The organism is Novosphingobium sp. ERW19 (assembly GCF_012641315.1).
Classification (GTDB): domain Bacteria; phylum Pseudomonadota; class Alphaproteobacteria; order Sphingomonadales; family Sphingomonadaceae; genus Novosphingobium.
On the sequence record NZ_JABAIC010000012.1, the window covers coordinates 102,797 to 120,530 of the forward strand.

A 17,734-nucleotide genomic window follows, 5' to 3' on the forward strand; every position below is an offset into this window, starting at 1 on the left:
TCCCCATTTTTCTGCAGGACAAATGGGGAGGCGGCCGCGTCAGCGCTGACGGAGGGGCAATTCGTTACCCCACAAACGTCCGCCCATGCCGCACCGGTGCCTTCACCGCGCTGAACACGGCCCCGGCTGACAGCCTGCTACCACGCACGACCAGCATCACCTTGTCGCCCTGTTCCAGCGTCACATCCTCTCCGGGGTGCTGGATCGACTGGCCACTCGCCCGATCGATCTGCACCACGAAGAACGCCCCGTTGCCGCGGCGCTCGGCCTCGCCGACAGTCTCGCCATTGAGGGCGCTGTCCGCCGCGATCTCGACCATTTCGATGTCGAGCCCGAAGTCGTGCAGGTTGCGCCGCACTGCGCCGATGTCGTCCAGCTGCCCGGTGGCGGGGTAAAGGATCATCTCGACGATGCGCTCGGCGCCGATATGCGTCGGCATCACCACCTTGTCGGCGCCGGCATGGAACAGCTTGTTCTCGGTCGTCGGCGCCTCGCCGCGGGCGATGATCTCGATGCCCGGATTGAGATTGCGCGCCGATAGCGTGATGAACACGTTCGCCGCATCGTCGGGCAGGACCGATGCCAGCACCTTCGCCCGCGCGATCCCGGCAGCCTTGAGCGTCTCCTCGTGCGTTGCCTCGCCTACCATGCACAGGAAGCCCTGCGCCTTGGCATCCTCTGCCTTGGCATGGTCGCGCTCGAGGATCAGGAATGGCTTCTTCGCCTCGGTCATCGCCTTGGCCAGTTGCACGCCGATGCGGCCATAACCGCAAATGATCACGTGGCCGGTCAGCTTCTCGATTTCGGTCATCATCTTGTCCAGGCCCAGCAGGCGGCGAAATTGGAAGAGGGTGAACACTTGCACCAGCGCGCCGGTCAGCACGATCATTCCGGTGCAGCCCAGCATGATCGTCGCGCTCGTCCACCAGCGCAGGAACAGGGTGTCGACCGGGCGGATCTCGCCATAGCCCACGGAGAACACCGTCAGCAGCACCATGTAGGCGGCATCGCCGAACGGCCAGCCCGCGTAGACGAACCCGCACGTCGACACGACATAGACGGCGAGCACAAAGATCAGCGTCCCCGTCAGCAGGCGCAACGGCGATCCGAGCACTGAATTTGCCCCCTGCGTCAGGGCAGAGCTGTCATCATCGCGTATCATTCACAGCCCCCTCGGCCTCCTGATAGGGTGCCGCGGCCCGATATGTCCATATCAGGAAAGGCCCAGTCTCTCCGTCAGCCAGACAAGGGCGGCGATACCGGTCAGCACTGCCAGAGCCAGCCTTGCGCGATGTCCATGTCGCCAGCGGGCCAGCATCAAAAGGACCGGCAGAGCAAGCGCAACAACGCCAAGCTGCACCGCCTCGATGCCAAGGTTGAAGCCAAGGATGGCGACGACGCGCGTGGTTGTGCCAAGGCCGAAGTTGCTGACCAGCGTGGCGAAGGCAAGCCCGTGGACAAGGCCGAACAGCCCCGCAACGAGTGGCTCCTTGCCAGGAAAGACGGGCCGCGCCGCATGAATGGCCGAGACGAGAACCGAAAGCGCGATACCCGCTTCAACCGGCTGCGGTGGAAGCCGAACGCCGAAGAATGCGGCCAGGATGAGCGTCGTCGAATGACCGACCGTGAAGGCCGTGACGATCCACGCCAGTTTGCGCAACGTGGCTGCTGCCGGCCGCGCCTCGCCCCAGCGCCCGTCTGACACGAGCAGCGGGGCCGGTAGAAGCAGCGCCAGCAGGAACAGCAGATGATCATAGCCTTCGGCAATATGATGCGCGCCAAGCCCGAAGGCGTTGGCAAACAGGCTGCCGAGGCTAGCGTGGCCACGGTTGACCAGCAATTCGCTGCGCCCCGCCGTCAGCGCGCCGACCAGTTCGCGTTCGCCCAGTACACCGCCCGCCAGATCTCCATCGACCACCAGCAGCGCAAAGTGGCTCGGAGCCTCGCGCGTGACCACGTGCCAGCGCCACAGCAGTGACCGGTCCGAAGCTCCGGGCGGCGGCGATAGCGATAGTTCGAGATGCAGGTCGGGTGGCCCTGCAATCTGCTCGAAGGCGATGCGATCCACGGCAATGCGCCACGGCCGCCCTTGCGCATCCAGCACCGCCATGTCCGCCAGCACCCGCGCCCGCGCCATGGCAAGACTGTCCGGGCTGTTGTCGGTCAACAGGCCGGTCGCATAACCGAACTCGGCCTGCGGCACGACCACGTCGGCCTTGACCAGCCCCGGCGCAAAGTCGAGCCGGATTTCCGAATTGGGCGTCAGATGGGCAGCCACGGGGCTGGCGAGGCAAAGCCAGACCAGGGCAGCCAGCAGCGCCCTAATCGTGACCGAACCAGATGTAGCGCGCCGCGGGATCCATGGCCTTGGGATTGAGATCAAGCGCGTCCTCCCGCGCATCTTCGGCGGCATCGGTATCTCCAAGCGCGGTGTGGACGTCCGCCAAGGCAAGGTAAAGTCCTGCCGTTCGCCAGCCGGTTTTCTCGGCACGTTCGAGAGTTGCAAGCGCGCCTCTGGCGTCGCCGGTCAGAAGTTGCGCCCGTGCCAGCAGGATCAGGCTGGCCCCGTGCGGACGCGCCCGTGCATCGGCCTTCGCGATTGGCAGGGCTTTGGCCGGATCGCCCAAGGCCAGTTCGTGCTCCACCACGTGCGCCGCTGCCGCCTCTGGCATCAGGCGATAGCGTCCGGCCCACAGCGCGCCGGCCTTCTCGGCCCACGCCCGGCTTTCGGCGCCGCGGCCCTGCAAGCGAAGGGTAAAGGCAAGCGCGTCCATGATCTCGGGCAAGGGGGCCTTGGCCACAATCGCTTCATATTGCCGAACTGCTCCAGCCACGTCCCCTTCGAGAGCCTTCTGCTGTGCAACGTATGCCATCGCCAAGGGATTGCCCGGGAAAAAGCCGTCGGCAAAACGGGCCCATTCGCCTGCCATGTTCCACTCGCCGGTGCCGTAGGCGATCGTTGCCCGCATCAGCGCCGCTTGTGCTTTCGCACTGCGCGTCAGCTTTTCTGCGCGAAGAACGGCGTTGACCCGCCTGCGGGCGAGCAGGGCATCGCCATAGCGCAGCTCCAGCATGGACTGGCGCAAAGCGACGCTGGCATTGCTTTCTGCTTCCTCTGCCCGCGCATACGTGAGGCGTGCCCGCTTCATGTCGCCACGTTGGAACGCGATGTCGCCCTTGATCGCCCAGCCATCGGCCTGTTCGTCGGACGTCGGCTCACCCTTCTGCGAATCGAAGCGCTTCAAGGCTTCGTCAGCCTCATCAAGCCGGTGTGCAAGAACCGCAACCGCCCCGCGCGAAAGGCTTGGCCCAGCCGGAGGTTCGGACTTCGCCATGCCCTTTGCCAGAAAGCTGTCGGCCTCGGCCAGGTCGGCATAGTCGCCGCTTACCCGAAAGCGTGCGGCGAGCGCGCGCCCCAGCATTTCGAGCCGCAGCCATTCGTCCGGCCCTTGTTTCAGCCTTTCGCGGGCGTTGTTCACGCCATTGTCCGCCGCCGCCAGAGCTTCGGTCTGGTTGCGTGGACCAAACCATGGCTTGATTTCCGATGGCAGGGGATCAGGTGGCCCCTGCCGTGACTTCATCTTGTCGGAAACGATGCTGGCGGCAGTGATGATGAACACCGCCGCCAACAGGATCCACGGCCATTTCAGGCCGCGCCCAATGGTCATCGCCAGAAGCCTTCGCTCAGGATTTGTCTGCGCAGATTCTCAGCTGCAATTTCTCCAGATCGTCGCCGATCAGGTCGAACAGCTTGTGCAACTCGTTCTTGTACTCGGCCAGATACTTCTGGTTCGTGGCATCGCCGGTCGGGGTGTCGTCGTTGAAGGTGAGCTTCATCGACGATCCGATCAGCGCCGTGGCAACCGCCGGGTTGCCCATGCGGTCAACGGATACGTAGCCTGAGTCCGGATCATTGCGGAAGTTGAAGCCGCTGCCGGTGCCCGATGCCAGTTGCGGTGCGCCATTTGGCGGGGCCAGGAACGGGAAGGTGATGCTGAACGGCTTGTCATTGGCAGGCGGGTTTAGCGGGACGCCCGCAAGCGTGTTCGGGCCTTGTCCGGTTACCGTCATGTCCAGCAACAGCGTTGCCAGCAGGATGTCGATTACCTGATCGTCCAGATCGCGCCCATTCGGGAAGTGCGATGTCCGCGTCAGGTCGAGCTTCAACGTATCCGGGATCAGGATGGAGGTCAGTGTCGCCCCGTTCTCTCCCTGAATTGTCTGCGTGAAGCAGCGGTCGACGTTGTAATTGACCGCCGTTGCCGTTGGCGTTGGCGTGCCGGTTGCGGTCGTGCTCGGCAGCGGCGCCGGAACGACGACCTGGCTGCCTGCGCCGTCTTCACCGCAGGACACCAGCATGGTGGCCAGCGCGAGCGGGGTTGCGATTTTCACGAGCTTGCGCATGGAAGAGCTTGACTTGGAAAACATCACAGGTTCCCCCCCCAGCGCGCGGTCTGGCCCCAGACTTCGATCTTGCTTACGTTGGAACCGAGGTTCGCATCGGGAATCTCGAAGACGATTGCCGTGTCGTTCTGTCCGTCGAAGAAATTGCGGTCGTTGCGGATGCGGATTGTTCCGAAGGAGCGCGTTTCGCGGAAGCCGATGAGGTCGAAGAAGAACGGTTCGTCGAATAGGCCAGCGGTAGCCTTGACGCCGCCACTGGTCAGCGTCGTCTCGACCGGTCCCTCCAGCGCCCCGGCAACACCGGGAATGCCCTCGAACCGAACGCCCCAGTCGTTTGCGCCCTGGCCTCTGCCGAAGCGGGCCTTGATAACGAACTCGGGCGTATTGCCAGGTGCCTGGGTCGAGATGTTGATCTTGTAGAGCACATCGCGGTCATAATAGGTCGGCGCGGTGGTTGGCACCGGCCCGGCAAACGTCATCACGATGCGAGTCGTCCCATTGGCATGCCAGGCAAAGACGTCGGCTATGTCGGCGGGAATATCGGGCGTTGGGTCAACGCCAGCGTCGGTCCGGGCGCCCGGATCAAGGTGGTCGGCGCTTTCTGCGACGCCAGTCGGCACCAGCATCAGCGCAGCGAGGCTTGCGGCCCCGGCGCTGCCCGCCAGCAGTGTCTTGAAAATGCGGCGCACGGCGAATCTCCCCACTTCGGAATCAGACGAAAGAACGTGCGACCACTCTTTCGCCTCATTCTGCGCCGTCTGCTGTGAACTTGTTCACAGGGAGTCAGCGGGAGGCCTCTTTCTTCGACGTTAGACTATTTTGCACCGATTGGTGAAGCCCAAATCAAGCAAGAATACCTAACATGATCATGAAAAGGCTGCGACGCTCCACACCACGCCGACCAGAAGGAACACCCCGACCACGTCGAGCGCGAAGCCGGCCTTGACCATCGCGCGCATCGAACAGTGTCCGGTAGCCCAGGCGAGGGCGTTGGGGCCGGTGCCCGCCGGGAGCATGAACCCCCAGGTCGCGGCGAAGGCTGCCGGAAGAGCCAGCAGGATCGGATCGGCCCCCAGCGCCGCCACCAGTGCTGCCACCACTGGCATGATCCCGCTCGCCGCCGCAATATTGCTGGCGAACTCGGTTACCACGATCACGAAGGCCACCAGCACCACTGCCACCACCGGCAGCGGGACATGGGCAAGCGGCAGCAGCATCTCGCCCATCCACTTGGTCAGCCCGCTCTCGGTCATGCCCATCGCCATGGCAAGGCCACCCCCGAACATCAGCACCACGTCCCACGGCGCGCGATTGGCTTCCGGCCAGGTCAGCATCGGGCGGCCGGTGCCATCAGGCAGGAAGAACAGGATCAGCCCGGCAATCGCCGCCACCGTGCCATCGGTGAAGCCGCCCTTGGGAAACACGCCCTCGATCAGCGGCTGGAATACCCATGCCAGGAAGGCCAGCAGCACCACCGGCAGCAACCGCCGCTCGGCCACGCTCCATTGCGCGGAATGGCCGATGGCATCCCGCGCGGCCGCAGGATCGAACGCATCGTCCTTCAGCTTCTGCACCCGCGCGATGATCCACGCCGCAATCGGCACGGCGGCAACCGCAATCGGCACGCCGTACATCGCCCACTGCAGGAAGGTGACCCTAGTCCCCAGCGCCTTCTCGATCAGTCCCGCCGCGATGGCATTGGTCGGCGTGCCGATTAGAGTGGCAAGGCCACCAATGGATGCGGCAAAGGCAATGCCCATGGGCAGCGCCCCGGCCATGCCTCCGGTCTCGCCCTCGCGCACGCCGCCCGCGCGAAGCATGGCGATCGCCATCGGCATCATGATGAGGGCAGTCGATGTGTTGGAGATAAAGCTCGAGAGCACGGCGGTCGCCGTCATCACGCCCAGCAGCAATTGCCCCGGTTTCGCACCCGCCAGACCCATGATGAACAGCGCCAGCCGCCGGTGCAGCCCGGTCCGCTCGATCGCCAGCGCCAGAAACGCGCCGCCCACGAACAGGAACATGATCGGTGAGTAATAGGCGCCCGCCGTCTTGTTGGCATCGGCCACGCCGGTCAGCGGCAGTACGAGAAAGGGCAGGAAGGCCGTTGCCGAAAGCGGCATGGCCTCGGTCATCCACCAGGCCGCCATCCACCAGACGAGGCCCGCCGCGCTCCACGCCGTATCGGGCATGCCGGCCGGCGCTGCCGCCAGTTGCGTTACAGCAAACCCCAGCGGCCCTGCCCCGAACCCGATCCTGCGCGCATCCAGTGCCAACCGATCACTCCCCCATGTCCCGGCGAAGGGACCTAGCAGAGCACTGTCACGACTGGCAAATGCCGATCAGAAGATCGGGTCGTAGCCCGGAGGCAGTTCGTCGCCCGGCTTCTGGGCGTCTGTGGGCGAGTGGATCCCGCACTCGGTCTTGTCCCAGCCCTTCCACCGGCCCGAACGCGGATCTTCACCGGGCGCGACCTTGCTGGTGCAGGGCGCGCAACCGATCGACGGATAGCCCTGCGCCACCAGCGGATGTGCGGGCAGGCCGTGCTGGGCGAAGTAGCTTTCCAGCGCCGCCTTGTCCCACGACGCCAGCGGGTTGATCTTCAACCGCCCTTGCGCGTCGGAATGGTCGATCTCGAAGCGCGGCAGCCCCGCGCGGGTCTTCGACTGGAAGCCCTTGCGCCCGGTCAGCGAGGCATCGAAATGCAGCAGCGCCCTGGCCAGCGGCTCGACCTTGCGGATCTCGCAGCAGCCATCGGGGTCCCACGACCAGCGCAGCCCGTTCTCGTCCTTCTTGGCGATCACTTCGGGGTCAGGCTCGATGATCTGGAGATTGGTCATCCCCAGGAACCCGATCAGCTCGTCACGGTAAGCGACGGTCTCGGGGAAGTGCTTGCCGGTTTCAAGGAACAGCACCGGCACAGAAGGGTCGACCTCGGCAATAAGGTGAAGCAGGACAGCACTTTCCGCGCCGAAGCTCGAAACCACCGCAAGATCGCCCGCCAGCCCGTCGCGGATCACCGAACGCAGCATCTCGTGCGTGTCGGTGCCCCGGAACAGGTTGTTGAGGCGGATCGCGTCCGTCTCGGTAAAGCGCGGGCGGACATCGATCAGATCGATCTTGCGATTTACGGTGCTGTCCATACTTTCTGTCCTTCTCCCGCAGCTCAGGCGGGGTGACGCTTCGCCCAGATTGCCGGGCGACCGTCGACGGTCTTCTGGTAGACTTCAGGCCACGTCGCGAAGGCCTTTTCGGCGGCCTCCACGCTGATCGGCTGGTTCGGTGCAAAGCTGTCGAACCCGCAGCGGCGCATGTGCGAAAGCTGGTCCAGCAGCACGTCGCCCACGGCCCGCAGTTCGCCGGCATAGCCATGCTCGCGCAGGATACGTGCCGCCGAATAGCCGCGCCCGTCGGTGTAGGCCGGGAAGTTCACTTCCACGAGCGCGAGCCGATCGAGATGCGGCAGCAGCGCGCGCGCATCGTCGCCCGGCTCGATCCGCACAGCCGTTGCGTTGCTCTGGTCGGCAAAGGCGTCGACCGTCACCGCCGGATCGCCCACGGGTTCGTCATCGCGAAAACGCAGGTTCTGCTCAACCATTTGCAGTCTCCTTGGCGTAGATCGCCTCCTTGAACGGAGCCATGCCGATGCGGCGGAAGGTATCGACAAAGCGCTCCCCTTCGGCGCGCTGGGCGAGATAGACATCAGTGGCCTTTTCCACCGCATCGACGATGCCGTCCTCGTTGAAACCGGGACCGGTGATCGTGCCCAGCGAGGTGTCCGCGCCCTCGCATCCGCCGAGCAGGAGCTGGTAATTCTCCACACCCTTGCGATCGACGCCGAGGATGCCGATGTGGCCTGCGTGGTGATGCCCGCAGGCGTTGATGCAGCCTGAAATCTTCAGCTTCAGCTCGCCCAGTTCGCGCTGGCGGCCGAGGTCGGCAAAGCGCTCCGAGATCTTCTGCGCCACCGGAATCGAACGCGCATTGGCCAGTGCGCAGTAATCCAGGCCCGGGCAGGCGATGATGTCGCCGATCAGGTCAAGATTGGCAGACGCCAGGCCAGCTTCGTCGAGCTTCTGCCACAGGCCGTAGAGATCGGCCTTCTTCACATGCGGCAGCACGATGTTCTGTGCGTGGGTCACGCGCAGTTCGTCGAACGAATGCTCGAGCGCCAGATCGGCCATCAGGCGGATCTGGTCCGCCGTGGCATCGCCCGGAATGCCGCCAACCGGCTTCAGGCTGATGTTGACGATGGCATAGCCTGGCTGCTTGTGGGCATGGACGTTCTGATCCACCCACAGCGCGAAGTCGGGATCGCTGAGGTCCAGCTCGTCAGGCGCATTGGCGTCAAAGCCCGGCTGTTCGAAGAAGCCCTTGATGCGCTCAAGCTCCGCCGCCGGCGGTTCGAGGCCCAGCGTCAGGATATGCTTGAACTCTTCTTCGACCTGGCGACGGTACTCGTCGGCACCGATCTCGTGGACGAGAATCTTGATGCGCGCCTTGTACTTGTTGTCGCGGCGGCCATAGCGGTTGTACACGCGCAGGCACGCTTCGAGGTACGAGATCATCTGCAGCGGCGGCACGAAATCGCCGATCACCGGAGCGATCATCGGCGTGCGGCCCATGCCACCACCAACGTAGAAGCGGCAGCCGATCTCGCCCGCATCGTTCTGCACCAGCTGGATGCCGATATCGTGCAGCTTCATCGCCGCGCGGTCGGTTTCCGAACCGATGATGGCGATCTTGAACTTGCGCGGCAGGTAGTCGAACTCAGGATGGAAGGTCGACCACTGGCGGAGCAGCTCGGCATAAGGGCGCGGATCGACCAGCTCGTCCGCAGCGGCACCGGCGAACTGGTCGGCGGTGGTGTTGCGGATGCAGTTGCCGCTGGTCTGGATCGCATGCATCTCGACCGATGCGAGATCGGCCAGAATGTCCGGCGCGTCCTGAAGCTTGATCCAGTTGTACTGGATGTTCTGGCGCGTGGTGAAGTGGCCATAGCCGCGGTCATACTTGTCCGCGATATCGCCCAGCATGCGCATCTGGCGGCTGCTCAGCGTGCCATAGGGAATGGCCACGCGCAGCATGTAGGCGTGAAGCTGCAGGTAGAGGCCATTCTTCAGCCGCAGCGGCTTGAACTGGTCCTCGGTGATGTCACCGGCGAGGCGGCGCTCCACCTGATCGCGGAACTCCGCGACGCGGGCATCGACCATCGCCTGGTCGTATTGGTCGTACTGATACATCTCAGATCACCCAGGTGCCGGCGTCAGGGTCGGCAGGCTTGAGGGAAAGGTCGAGGCGGACGGTCGGCCCGAGGGCGCGAATGCGGTCCTTGATGTGCGCCGGGCGCACGCCTTCGTCGGTCACGGTGGCTTCGATCACCTGCGTGTCGGTGACGATCTGCTTGGCGTTCTCGCGGGCGATGATCGCCTCGGCATGTTCGCCTGCTTCCACCGCATCGTTGACATGGCGCGACCAGCCTTCACCGGTCCACCAGATCACGTCGCCGGTGCGCAGATCACTTCCGGTAATGATCTTCACTGAACCGCCTCCAAAACTTGCTTCAATTCCATCATGTCTCCCCGGCCTGCCACTTCGCCGATCACGATCAGGGCAGGGCTCTTGACCTTGTTGTCCGATACCAGCGGCCCCAAAGCCGCCAGCGTCCCGCGCAGTACCCGCATCTGCGGCCGCGCGGCATTCTCGATGACCGCCACCGGCATGTCGGGCGCAAGCCCGTCTGCCATCAGCTTTTCGGCAATCGCTTCCGAAGTCGCCACGCCCATATAGATCACCAGCGTCCTGCCAACCCCGGCAAGACCTGCCCAGTTCTGGTCGGTCAGCCCCTTGCACTGGCCCGCCACGAACGAGACGATGCTTGCCGCGTCGCGGTGGGTGAGGGGGATCATTGCCGAAGCCGCCGCGCCCATCGCTGCACTGATGCCGGGGACGACCTGCACCGGCACGCCTGCGGCAAAGCAGTCTTCCGCTTCTTCGCCGCCACGCCCGAACACGAACGGATCGCCGCCTTTCAGGCGCACCACGTCGTTCCCGGCCAGCGCCTCGCGCACCAGCAGGGCGTTGATCTCTTCCTGCCGCATCGTGTGGCGCGACCGCTGCTTGGCGACAGAGATCATCCGGCAACCCTTTGGCGCCATGGCAAGGATCGCGGGATCGACCAGCCCGTCATGCACCAGCACCCGCGCATTCATCACCAGCCGCGCCGCACGCAGCGTCAACAGATCCGGATCACCGGGGCCTGCGCCGACAAGGAATACGGTTCCGACTCTTGAAGAGGGATTGCTCATGGCCGCCAGATGGGCGCGGGCGAGCCAAGTCACCAGCGAGAATGCTTTTCCCCCCGCCTAGATGTTCTTTAGCGCCGCAGTGAAACCACCCGCATGATCGGCGCTCGCCCCCAACTCTGTGGCCCCAAATTCACCGTCACCCCGGGCTTGACCCGGGGTCCCGCTTGCTTCTGCACCGCCTCGAAAGAAATAGCGGGACCCCGGATCAAGTCAGGGGTGACGTAGAAGGTGTGTCTGAACGCAAAGCCTCCACCAGCACCCGCAATCCCTCGCTGTCCTTCAGGCTCAGATCCTGCTGCGGGAACGGAATCTCCACCCCGTTGTCCCTGAACAGTCGCCACACCGCCTTGAGAATGTCCGACCGCACATTGCCCACGCCGCCCTCGGGATCGTCAATCCATACAACGATCGTCATGTCGATGCTGCTCGGCCCGAATGCGCTCAGCAGCACGCCGGGCGAGGGGAAGGACAGCACGCGCGGTACGCCAGCCACGGCCTCGAGCATCAGCTTCTCGACCTGTTCCAGATCGCTGCCATAAGCCACGCCGACGGGGATGTTGATCGCCACCTCGCGCGAGGAGTACGACCAGTTCTCCACCTGCTGAGTCATCAGGTTCTCGTTCGGGATCAGGTACTCGCGGTTGTCGCGTGTTGTGACCGAAACCGCCCGGATGCCGATCTTCTTGACCTCGCCGAAGGAATTGCCCTTGCCGTCGTTCACCGCGATCACGTCGCCCGGCTTGATCGAACGGTCCATCAGCAGGATGATCCCGGCGATCAGGTTGCCGAAGGTCTTCTGCAGGCCAAAACCGATGGCGAGGCCAAAGGCGCCGGAAAACACCGTCAGGGCCGTCAGGCTGATCCCCAGCACGTCGATCCCGACAAGGATCGAGATGCCCCAGACCACGATCGTCGCGATCTTCTCGCCCAGAAGCTGCTGCGTGCGGTCAAGGCTGGTCAGCCGCCGGAACAAACGCCGCGCCAGCTTGCCGATCAGCTGCGCCGCCACGATCACCAGCAACATCACGATCACGATGCGCAAGGCGCCCCACACCGAGATGTGATAGGTCCCCAGATCGAACCCGATCTCGTTCAGCGCACGGATCACTTCGGCCACTTGTTGCCTGAAGCTGTTCATGCGGTCGCTCCCGCCCAGGCGGCAAGCCCGCGCTCCAGATCGGCAATCAGGTCGGCGCTGTCCTCCAGCCCGATGGAAAGACGCACGCCGAAGCGGTCCTCGGCGTCCATCCCCTTGAGCGGCCACTGGCTGGCAGTGCGAATGCTCGCCGGATCGACCGGCGTCGCCAGGCTCTCGAACCCGCCCCACGAATAGCCGATGCCGAACAGCGAAAGAGCGTCAATCAGCGCATCCCGCGCCTCGCTCGTTCCACCTTTCAAAACGAAGCTGAACAGGCCGCAGCCGCCGGTGAAATCGCGCTTCCAAAGCTCATGCCCTGGCGACCCAGGCAGCATCGGGCACAGCACCCGCGCCACTTCCGGCCGCCCCTCAAGCCACTGCGCAATTGCCAGCGCAGATGCAGTCTCGGCTTCAAGCCGGTGCTTCATCGTCCGCAAACCGCGCAGCATCAGCGCGGCATCATCGGGCGAGACCACCGTTCCCAGACCCTGCGAGCGAAGCCGCAGCTTGCGATACCACTCCGGCCCCGCACTGGCGCTGCCCATCATGCAGTCGGAATGGCCGGAAACGTGCTTGGTCAGGCTCATCACCACTATGTCCACGCCATGCCGCAGCCCCTGAAAGCCGAGTGGCGAGGCCCAGGTATTGTCGAGCACGCTGACGATCCCGCGCGCCCTGGCCGCCGCAGCAAGGGCGGGAACGTCCTGCACTTCCATGGTCAGGCTGCCGGGGCTTTCCAACAGGACGCAGCGTGTCCGTTCGCAACAGGCCGCTGCGAAGGACGCAAGGTCGGTCGGATCAAACCAGCGCGTCTCGATCCCGAAGTCCTTCAGCAGGCCGCGCCCCATCGCCCGCGAGGGTTCGTAGGCGTTGTCGGTCATCAGCAGCACGTCACCGGGACGCAGCACCGTCAGCAACGCTCCGGCGATGGCTGCGACGCCCGAGGGATAGAGCACAGTTCCCGCACAGTTACCCTCGAGTTGGGTGAGTGCCTCGCAGAGTGCCCACTGAGTTGGAGATCCCCTGCGCCCGTAGTAAAAGCGCCCATCCTCGTTCGCCGGATGGGCGCGAAGCGCTGACATATCGGCATAAAGATGCGTCGAGGCGCGCCATACTGCGGGGTTGACGACCGCACCGGGATGGCCCGGCGTCCCCGTCCACTCCTCGCGCCGCCCGGCCAGCACGCCCCGCGTCGCCGGCCCAAAATTCTCGAAATCGTCAGAACTGCTCATGGCCTCGGGCGATAGCAGCAATGATCGCCGACAGGAACCTCAGGCCGCGCCGGTCGCCTTCGGCGTCGCCGGGTCCATCCCCCATTCGCTCCACGATCCGTCATAGAGCGAGACGTCTTCCTTGCCGATCAGATGGGCTGCGAAAATCAGCACGTTGGCGGTCATTCCTGAGCCGCAGGACGAGATCAGCGGACGCGACAGGTCGATGCCGGCGGCTTCGAACAGGTCCCGGATCGCGTCGGGCGATTTCCACGTGCCATCGGGATTGAAAAGACTGGAATAGGGCAGGTTGCGCGCGCCGGGGATATGGCCGCTTGCCAGCGCCGGGTTGGTCTCCGGGACATCGCCCGTGAAGCGTCCGGCGCCCCGCGCATCCATGACCTGTTCGGCGTTGCTGTCGAGATTGGCGAGCACATCGGCCTTTGAACGCACATGGCTGTCATCTGACCACACTGTGAAGTGGCGTTGTCTCAAGGTTTCAACACCTTGTGCGCACTTGCGGCCTTCGGCTTTCCACTTGGCGATCCCGCCATCGAGCAGCGCCACATTCTGTGCACCGAACTTGGTCAGCATGAACCACGCCCGTGTCGACGTCTTCACCGGGCTGTCATCATAGATCACGATGCGGCTGCCGTCGCCAAGGCCAAGGGTCTGCATGCGGCTGGCGAACTTTTCGGCAGAGGGCAAGGTGTTGGGCACGGGCGAGGCTGTATCGACCAACTCGGCCAGATTCATGAAAACGGCGCCGGGAATGTGGCATGCCTCATATTCAAGGCGCGGCACGCGACCATGCTCTGGCAAGAATGCCGTAGCGTCGACAATACGTAGATCGCTCGCGCCCATTTCGTCCGCGAGCCACTGGGTCGAAACCAGTGAGTCCATGGTTAACCGTGCTCCTGCCTGCTGCGCGACCCGTCTGGCGCGGGTTCGTTGGATCGAGACTAGACGCCGCAATCGGGTGCGTCGACCACAAAAACGGACAGACGCGCGACCTTTCCGAGAAATTATGCAAAGGCCGGAACGGTAAGAGCGCGCTGGCTGATCTTCGGATAGATGCGCGGGCCGAGGTCCAGGCGGAAGGGTTGGAGCCTTTGCCCCGCGGCACCGTCCTCCAGCCCGACAACGAAGGCAGCGCGCATGGTGAACGGCTGCCCGTCGACCACAGCCGTCACTTCAAGCCTGACGATCGGCACGAACAATGCGGCACTGCCATGGCGGATCGGGGTGATCTCGGCCAGCGGCAGACGGATGTCGCCCGACACTTCGATGATCTCGCCAGCGCCCACGCTCTCCAGCCGATGCAGTTGCGGCGCATTGCGCGGGTCGAGCTGGTCCTGCTGGGGCCGCGAGGCGTGAGCCGCGGTCATCCCGCCTGCAATCACCACGTCGCGCGCCTGCGCTGTTGCCGTCAGCACCAGCCGATAGGAAAGCGTGGCATTGACGAGGCTCGCGCTCATGCGCGCGGCGGCAAGGTCAAGCGCCAGGGCGGGGGCTGGCGGGGTCGGACGGGGCGAGGGCGGCGTGGCAAGGGCCTCGGCTGGAGACCTGGCTGGTAATACAGGCGGTTCGAAAACGGCCGGCGGAGGTGCTGCGCGACGTCGCCGCAGGAGCGCCCAAGATCCGCCTATCGCAAGCAGGGCAACAAGCGCTGCCCACAGCCAGTATGCCGAAATCCTCCGTTCAGACGCTGCGGGAGCCGCCACCACCGGCCTCGAGGAGGGCAGGACCGGCTCCGGCAGTTCAGTTGCTGCGACCGTGGGTTGCGGAGGCGGGGGCGCGCTTTCGGCTGTTTGCGTAGGTCTTTCGGCGGACTTGGCTTCGGATGCTTCAGCGCCAGCCGCTGGTCGAGGCACGGACCTCGGCGAAGGTAATGCCACGGGCGCTGCAGGTGAAGGAGCCGGCGCCGGTACCGGCACGGTCACGACCGGTTGCGAGGGCGGTGCAGCGGGCTGCTCTGTCGTCGCCCGAGGCGGCGGCGCATCGGGAACGACTGGCCCTTGCGCGGCGGAACTCGGCTTTTCCGACGGGGGCAATTGCCATGTGGTGGCATCCTGCGCGGATGCAGCGCCTGCGCAAAGCGCAAGCGTCGCTGCCGAAGTGACGAATGACCCCGAAAAAAACCTCATCGCCGTGGCATGACTGCCCGCCAGTTTAATGCCCCGTGAACCAAGAGGCACGATCGGGCCACTTGCTCCCGGTCTGCGACGGGTGCATGGGCGAGGCACTTCTTTTCTTACTTCAAGCGATCGCATGGTGGCGGATCAAGTCGCACCGCCTGCGCGTCCAGAGGCCAGACAATGACCAAGACTCCTCTTTTCCTCGGGCAGAACTCCGCCCTGCCGGCATCGCCGGACGAAGCCGTGCTCGATTATGTGCCCAATCCGCGCCCGGGCACGCTTTACATGATCCGCTTCGCCGCGCCCGAGTTTACCTCGCTGTGCCCGGTGACGGGGCAGCCCGACTTCGCCCATCTGGTAATTGACTATGCGCCGGGCGAGACGATCGTCGAATCCAAGGCACTCAAGCTGTTCCTCGGATCTTTCCGCAATCACGCCGGCTTTCACGAGGACGTGACCGTCGGCATCGGCCAGCGCCTGTTTGCCGAGATGAAGCCGCAATGGCTGAGGATCGGTGGGTACTGGTATCCTCGCGGCGGCATTCCGATCGACGTGTTCTGGCAGTCGGATGCCCCGCCGGCGGGTCTGTGGCTGCCTGACCAGGGGGTTGCGCCCTATCGTGGTCGGGGTTGAAGGCGTCAGGCCGCAAGCCAGGGCGAGCCGGGGCTTTTTTCCTCGGCTCGTTCAGAACGCTGCGATTGCCGCCCCGCCTTTGACGGGGTGATGCCCAACGCAATCTTTTCCCAGCCGCTTTCGGTCAGCGATACCCAGATGCGCCGCCGGTCGGCAGAGTCCGGTTCGCGCAGGATCAGCCCGGATTCGTGGAACATGGCCAGCCAGCGCAGCACCGTTGCACCCGGCACATTCGCGCTGAGGCCCAGACCGGTCACGGAGATGCGCCGTCCCTCGGCCTGATTGATGAACAGTTCCAGCATCAGGTCCCATGCAGGATCTGCGACCTGGATGTTCGGGAACAGCTCCTGCCGGTGACGGCGAGCACGGATTTCGCTCTTGGCGATGGCAACGAGGTCTGCGGTGGAAGGAGGCGTTTCCAGCGACGTCTGCTGTTCCGGTGCAGAAAGCAATTCGTTGAGCAGGAGCGTGATCCTTGCGATCCTTTCTCGTTCCTGGCTGTTCATTGACATACCCCCGGGCCACCCCCACGAGACATATGCTGTAATGTCATTTGCCTTGCAATTACAAACCTTTGAATACCAATGAAAAATTAGGAAATATTAACCTTTTGGCCGTCGCTGAGCGGGTTGGGCGAAAATGGACCGCCGGGTTTGCGCTCAAACGGTGCGACGAGACCTTCCCAACCCGGGAACCTGCAGTCATCCCGTTGTTTTCTCCCGCAGCAATTTGCGCCTTTTCGCGGTGACGTTCCCTGCTGGCCCCATCGGCAAGCCGTGGGTATTCTCCCGGCCGGATAGCGCAACCGCGCCACCAATCAGGACTTCTTCATGAACGAATTGCCCCTGCCACCAGCTTTCCGCCCGCTCGGGTCTTCCGGCATTGCCGTTTCGCCGCTTGCCTGGGGCATGTGGCGCCTTGCCGAGGACGGCCGCAGCGTGGCTGACGCGGCGAAGCTGGTTCACGCAGCGCTCGACGCCGGGATCACCTTCCTTGATACCGCCGACATCTATGGGTTTGACGGGCAGGAAGGCCTTGGCGATGCCGAGGTTTTGCTGGGCGAAGTCTTCGCCGCAGAACCTGCGCTGCGCGATCGCGTGGTGCTGGCCACCAAAGGCGGCATCCTGCCGCCACTGCCCTATGACCAGAGCCGGGACTATCTGCGCTCGGCGATCGAGGATTCCCTGCGACGCCTGCAGACCGACGTTATCGACTTGTGGCAGATCCATCGGCCGGACATCCTGGCCCATCCGCACGAAACTGCGCGGGTCCTCGATGATGCGGTGGCTGCGGGCAAGGTACGCGCACTCGGCGTATCAAACTTCACCACCCACCAGATCGCCGCACTCAACCACTTTCTGGGTGAAAAGCTGGCGACGACCCAGCCCGAGATCAGCCCGCTGCAGATCAACTGCTTCGAGAACGGCGAACTCGATCAGGCAATGCAGCTGGGCCTGACGCCGATGGCCTGGTCGCCGCTTGGTGGTGGCCGTCTGACAGGGCCGAAGCTGGATCGCGAAATGGCAGTGGCTTCCGCGCTCGATGTCGTGGCCGACGCGCAGGGCGTATCCCGCGCAGTCGCGGCATATTCATGGCTCCTGGCGCATCCTGCGGGCATCGTGCCGATCATCGGATCGCAAAAGCCGCAGCGCATTGCCGAGGGCGCAGCCGCGCTCAAGGTGCGGTGGACGCGAACGGAGTGGTACGCCGTGCTCGTTGCGGCGCGGGGGGAGCGGCTTCCGTAGCTCCTCCTGCACCCGATACGAACCGACGTTTCACAGGGTCAGATGCTAGGCGGCGTGGACAAATTCCACAACGCCACGGTTGCCCTGTAAAAGGCCTTGGCGAGGCGCGAGGGCGCAGGAAGAGTGGGTCTCTTTCAAGGCCGAGCAACGCTGCCAA

19 protein-coding genes are annotated in these 17,734 nt (G+C 64.3%); 2 read left to right on the forward strand and 17 right to left on the reverse strand.

All coding sequences use genetic code 11. The features are described 5' to 3' along the window. Positions 1 to 64: 64 nt before the first annotated feature. The 16 genes from HGI46_RS18995 to HGI46_RS19070 form a co-directional block, all read right to left on the reverse strand. Positions 65 to 1,162: a potassium channel protein gene (locus HGI46_RS18995; protein WP_168905427.1), complete on the reverse strand. Its 1,098-nt coding sequence runs from the start codon at positions 1,160 to 1,162 to the stop codon at positions 65 to 67. A gap of 51 nt (positions 1,163 to 1,213) precedes the next feature. Continuing rightward, a complete protein-coding gene (locus HGI46_RS19000; protein WP_168905428.1) occupies positions 1,214 to 2,278 on the reverse strand; it encodes a HupE/UreJ family protein in 1,065 nt (354 codons plus the stop codon). A gap of 43 nt (positions 2,279 to 2,321) precedes the next feature. Continuing rightward, positions 2,322 to 3,668, reverse strand: coding sequence for a hypothetical protein (locus HGI46_RS19005; protein ID WP_168905429.1), 1,347 nt, complete (start codon positions 3,666 to 3,668; stop codon positions 2,322 to 2,324). A 16-nt stretch (positions 3,669 to 3,684) separates the two neighbouring features. Then, positions 3,685 to 4,392 carry a DUF4331 family protein gene (locus tag HGI46_RS19010; RefSeq protein WP_168905430.1) on the reverse strand — a complete coding sequence of 236 codons (708 nt, stop codon included), beginning with the start codon at positions 4,390 to 4,392 and terminating at the stop codon, positions 3,685 to 3,687. Between the two features lie 35 nt (positions 4,393 to 4,427). Continuing rightward, on the reverse strand, positions 4,428 to 5,093 hold the full coding sequence (locus tag HGI46_RS19015) for a DUF4331 domain-containing protein (RefSeq protein ID WP_168905431.1): 666 nt from the start codon (positions 5,091 to 5,093) through the stop codon (positions 4,428 to 4,430). A gap of 177 nt (positions 5,094 to 5,270) precedes the next feature. Continuing rightward, complete coding sequence (locus HGI46_RS19020) at positions 5,271 to 6,674, reverse strand: DASS family sodium-coupled anion symporter (RefSeq protein ID WP_168905446.1); 1,404 nt, start codon at positions 6,672 to 6,674, stop codon at positions 5,271 to 5,273. Positions 6,675 to 6,746: 72 nt separating this feature from the next. Then, the gene (locus tag HGI46_RS19025) at positions 6,747 to 7,547 is read right to left on the reverse strand and encodes a phosphoadenylyl-sulfate reductase (RefSeq protein ID WP_118074187.1); all 801 of its coding nucleotides are present in this window, start codon (positions 7,545 to 7,547) and stop codon (positions 6,747 to 6,749) included. A 23-nt stretch (positions 7,548 to 7,570) separates the two neighbouring features. Beyond that, positions 7,571 to 8,002 (reverse strand): DUF934 domain-containing protein, encoded by a 432-nt coding sequence (locus HGI46_RS19030; RefSeq protein ID WP_062343640.1) that lies wholly within the window; start codon positions 8,000 to 8,002, stop codon positions 7,571 to 7,573. Next, positions 7,995 to 9,647 (reverse strand): nitrite/sulfite reductase, encoded by a 1,653-nt coding sequence (locus tag HGI46_RS19035; RefSeq protein WP_168905432.1) that lies wholly within the window; start codon positions 9,645 to 9,647, stop codon positions 7,995 to 7,997. Before HGI46_RS19035 ends, HGI46_RS19030 begins: the two co-directional genes overlap by 8 nt. 1 nt (position 9,648) lies before the next feature. Then, complete coding sequence (locus HGI46_RS19040) at positions 9,649 to 9,945, reverse strand: DUF2849 domain-containing protein (RefSeq protein WP_168905433.1); 297 nt, start codon at positions 9,943 to 9,945, stop codon at positions 9,649 to 9,651. Next, a complete protein-coding gene (gene cobA / locus HGI46_RS19045) occupies positions 9,942 to 10,712 on the reverse strand; it encodes a uroporphyrinogen-III C-methyltransferase (protein WP_084280642.1) in 771 nt (256 codons plus the stop codon). The genes HGI46_RS19040 and cobA overlap by 4 nt, the downstream gene beginning before the upstream one ends. A 205-nt stretch (positions 10,713 to 10,917) precedes the next feature. Next, positions 10,918 to 11,850: a mechanosensitive ion channel domain-containing protein gene (locus HGI46_RS19050; RefSeq protein WP_168905434.1), complete on the reverse strand. Its 933-nt coding sequence runs from the start codon at positions 11,848 to 11,850 to the stop codon at positions 10,918 to 10,920. Beyond that, on the reverse strand, positions 11,847 to 13,082 hold the full coding sequence (gene metC / locus HGI46_RS19055; RefSeq protein WP_168905435.1) for a cystathionine beta-lyase: 1,236 nt from the start codon (positions 13,080 to 13,082) through the stop codon (positions 11,847 to 11,849). Before metC ends, HGI46_RS19050 begins: the two co-directional genes overlap by 4 nt. Positions 13,083 to 13,121: 39 nt before the next feature. Continuing rightward, entirely contained in the window at positions 13,122 to 13,964 is an 843-nt protein-coding gene (locus tag HGI46_RS19060) for a sulfurtransferase (protein WP_168905436.1), read from the reverse strand. Positions 13,965 to 14,086: 122 nt separating this feature from the next. Next, complete coding sequence (locus HGI46_RS19065; protein ID WP_168905437.1) at positions 14,087 to 14,539, reverse strand: hypothetical protein; 453 nt, start codon at positions 14,537 to 14,539, stop codon at positions 14,087 to 14,089. A gap of 370 nt (positions 14,540 to 14,909) precedes the next feature. Continuing rightward, positions 14,910 to 15,122 (reverse strand): hypothetical protein, encoded by a 213-nt coding sequence (locus HGI46_RS19070; protein WP_168905438.1) that lies wholly within the window; start codon positions 15,120 to 15,122, stop codon positions 14,910 to 14,912. Positions 15,123 to 15,379: 257 nt separating this feature from the next. Between HGI46_RS19070 and queF the strand changes: the two genes are divergently transcribed. Continuing rightward, entirely contained in the window at positions 15,380 to 15,832 is a 453-nt protein-coding gene (gene queF / locus HGI46_RS19075) for a preQ(1) synthase (protein ID WP_118074179.1), read from the forward strand. Between the two features lie 5 nt (positions 15,833 to 15,837). On the opposite strand, the gene HGI46_RS19080 is transcribed toward queF, so the two are convergent. After that, positions 15,838 to 16,338 (reverse strand): hypothetical protein, encoded by a 501-nt coding sequence (locus tag HGI46_RS19080; RefSeq protein ID WP_168905439.1) that lies wholly within the window; start codon positions 16,336 to 16,338, stop codon positions 15,838 to 15,840. 324 nt (positions 16,339 to 16,662) lie between these two features. On the opposite strand from HGI46_RS19080, the gene HGI46_RS19085 reads away from it, so the two are divergent. Next, on the forward strand, positions 16,663 to 17,577 hold the full coding sequence (locus HGI46_RS19085; protein ID WP_168905440.1) for an aldo/keto reductase: 915 nt from the start codon (positions 16,663 to 16,665) through the stop codon (positions 17,575 to 17,577). Positions 17,578 to 17,734: the final 157 nt, after the last annotated feature.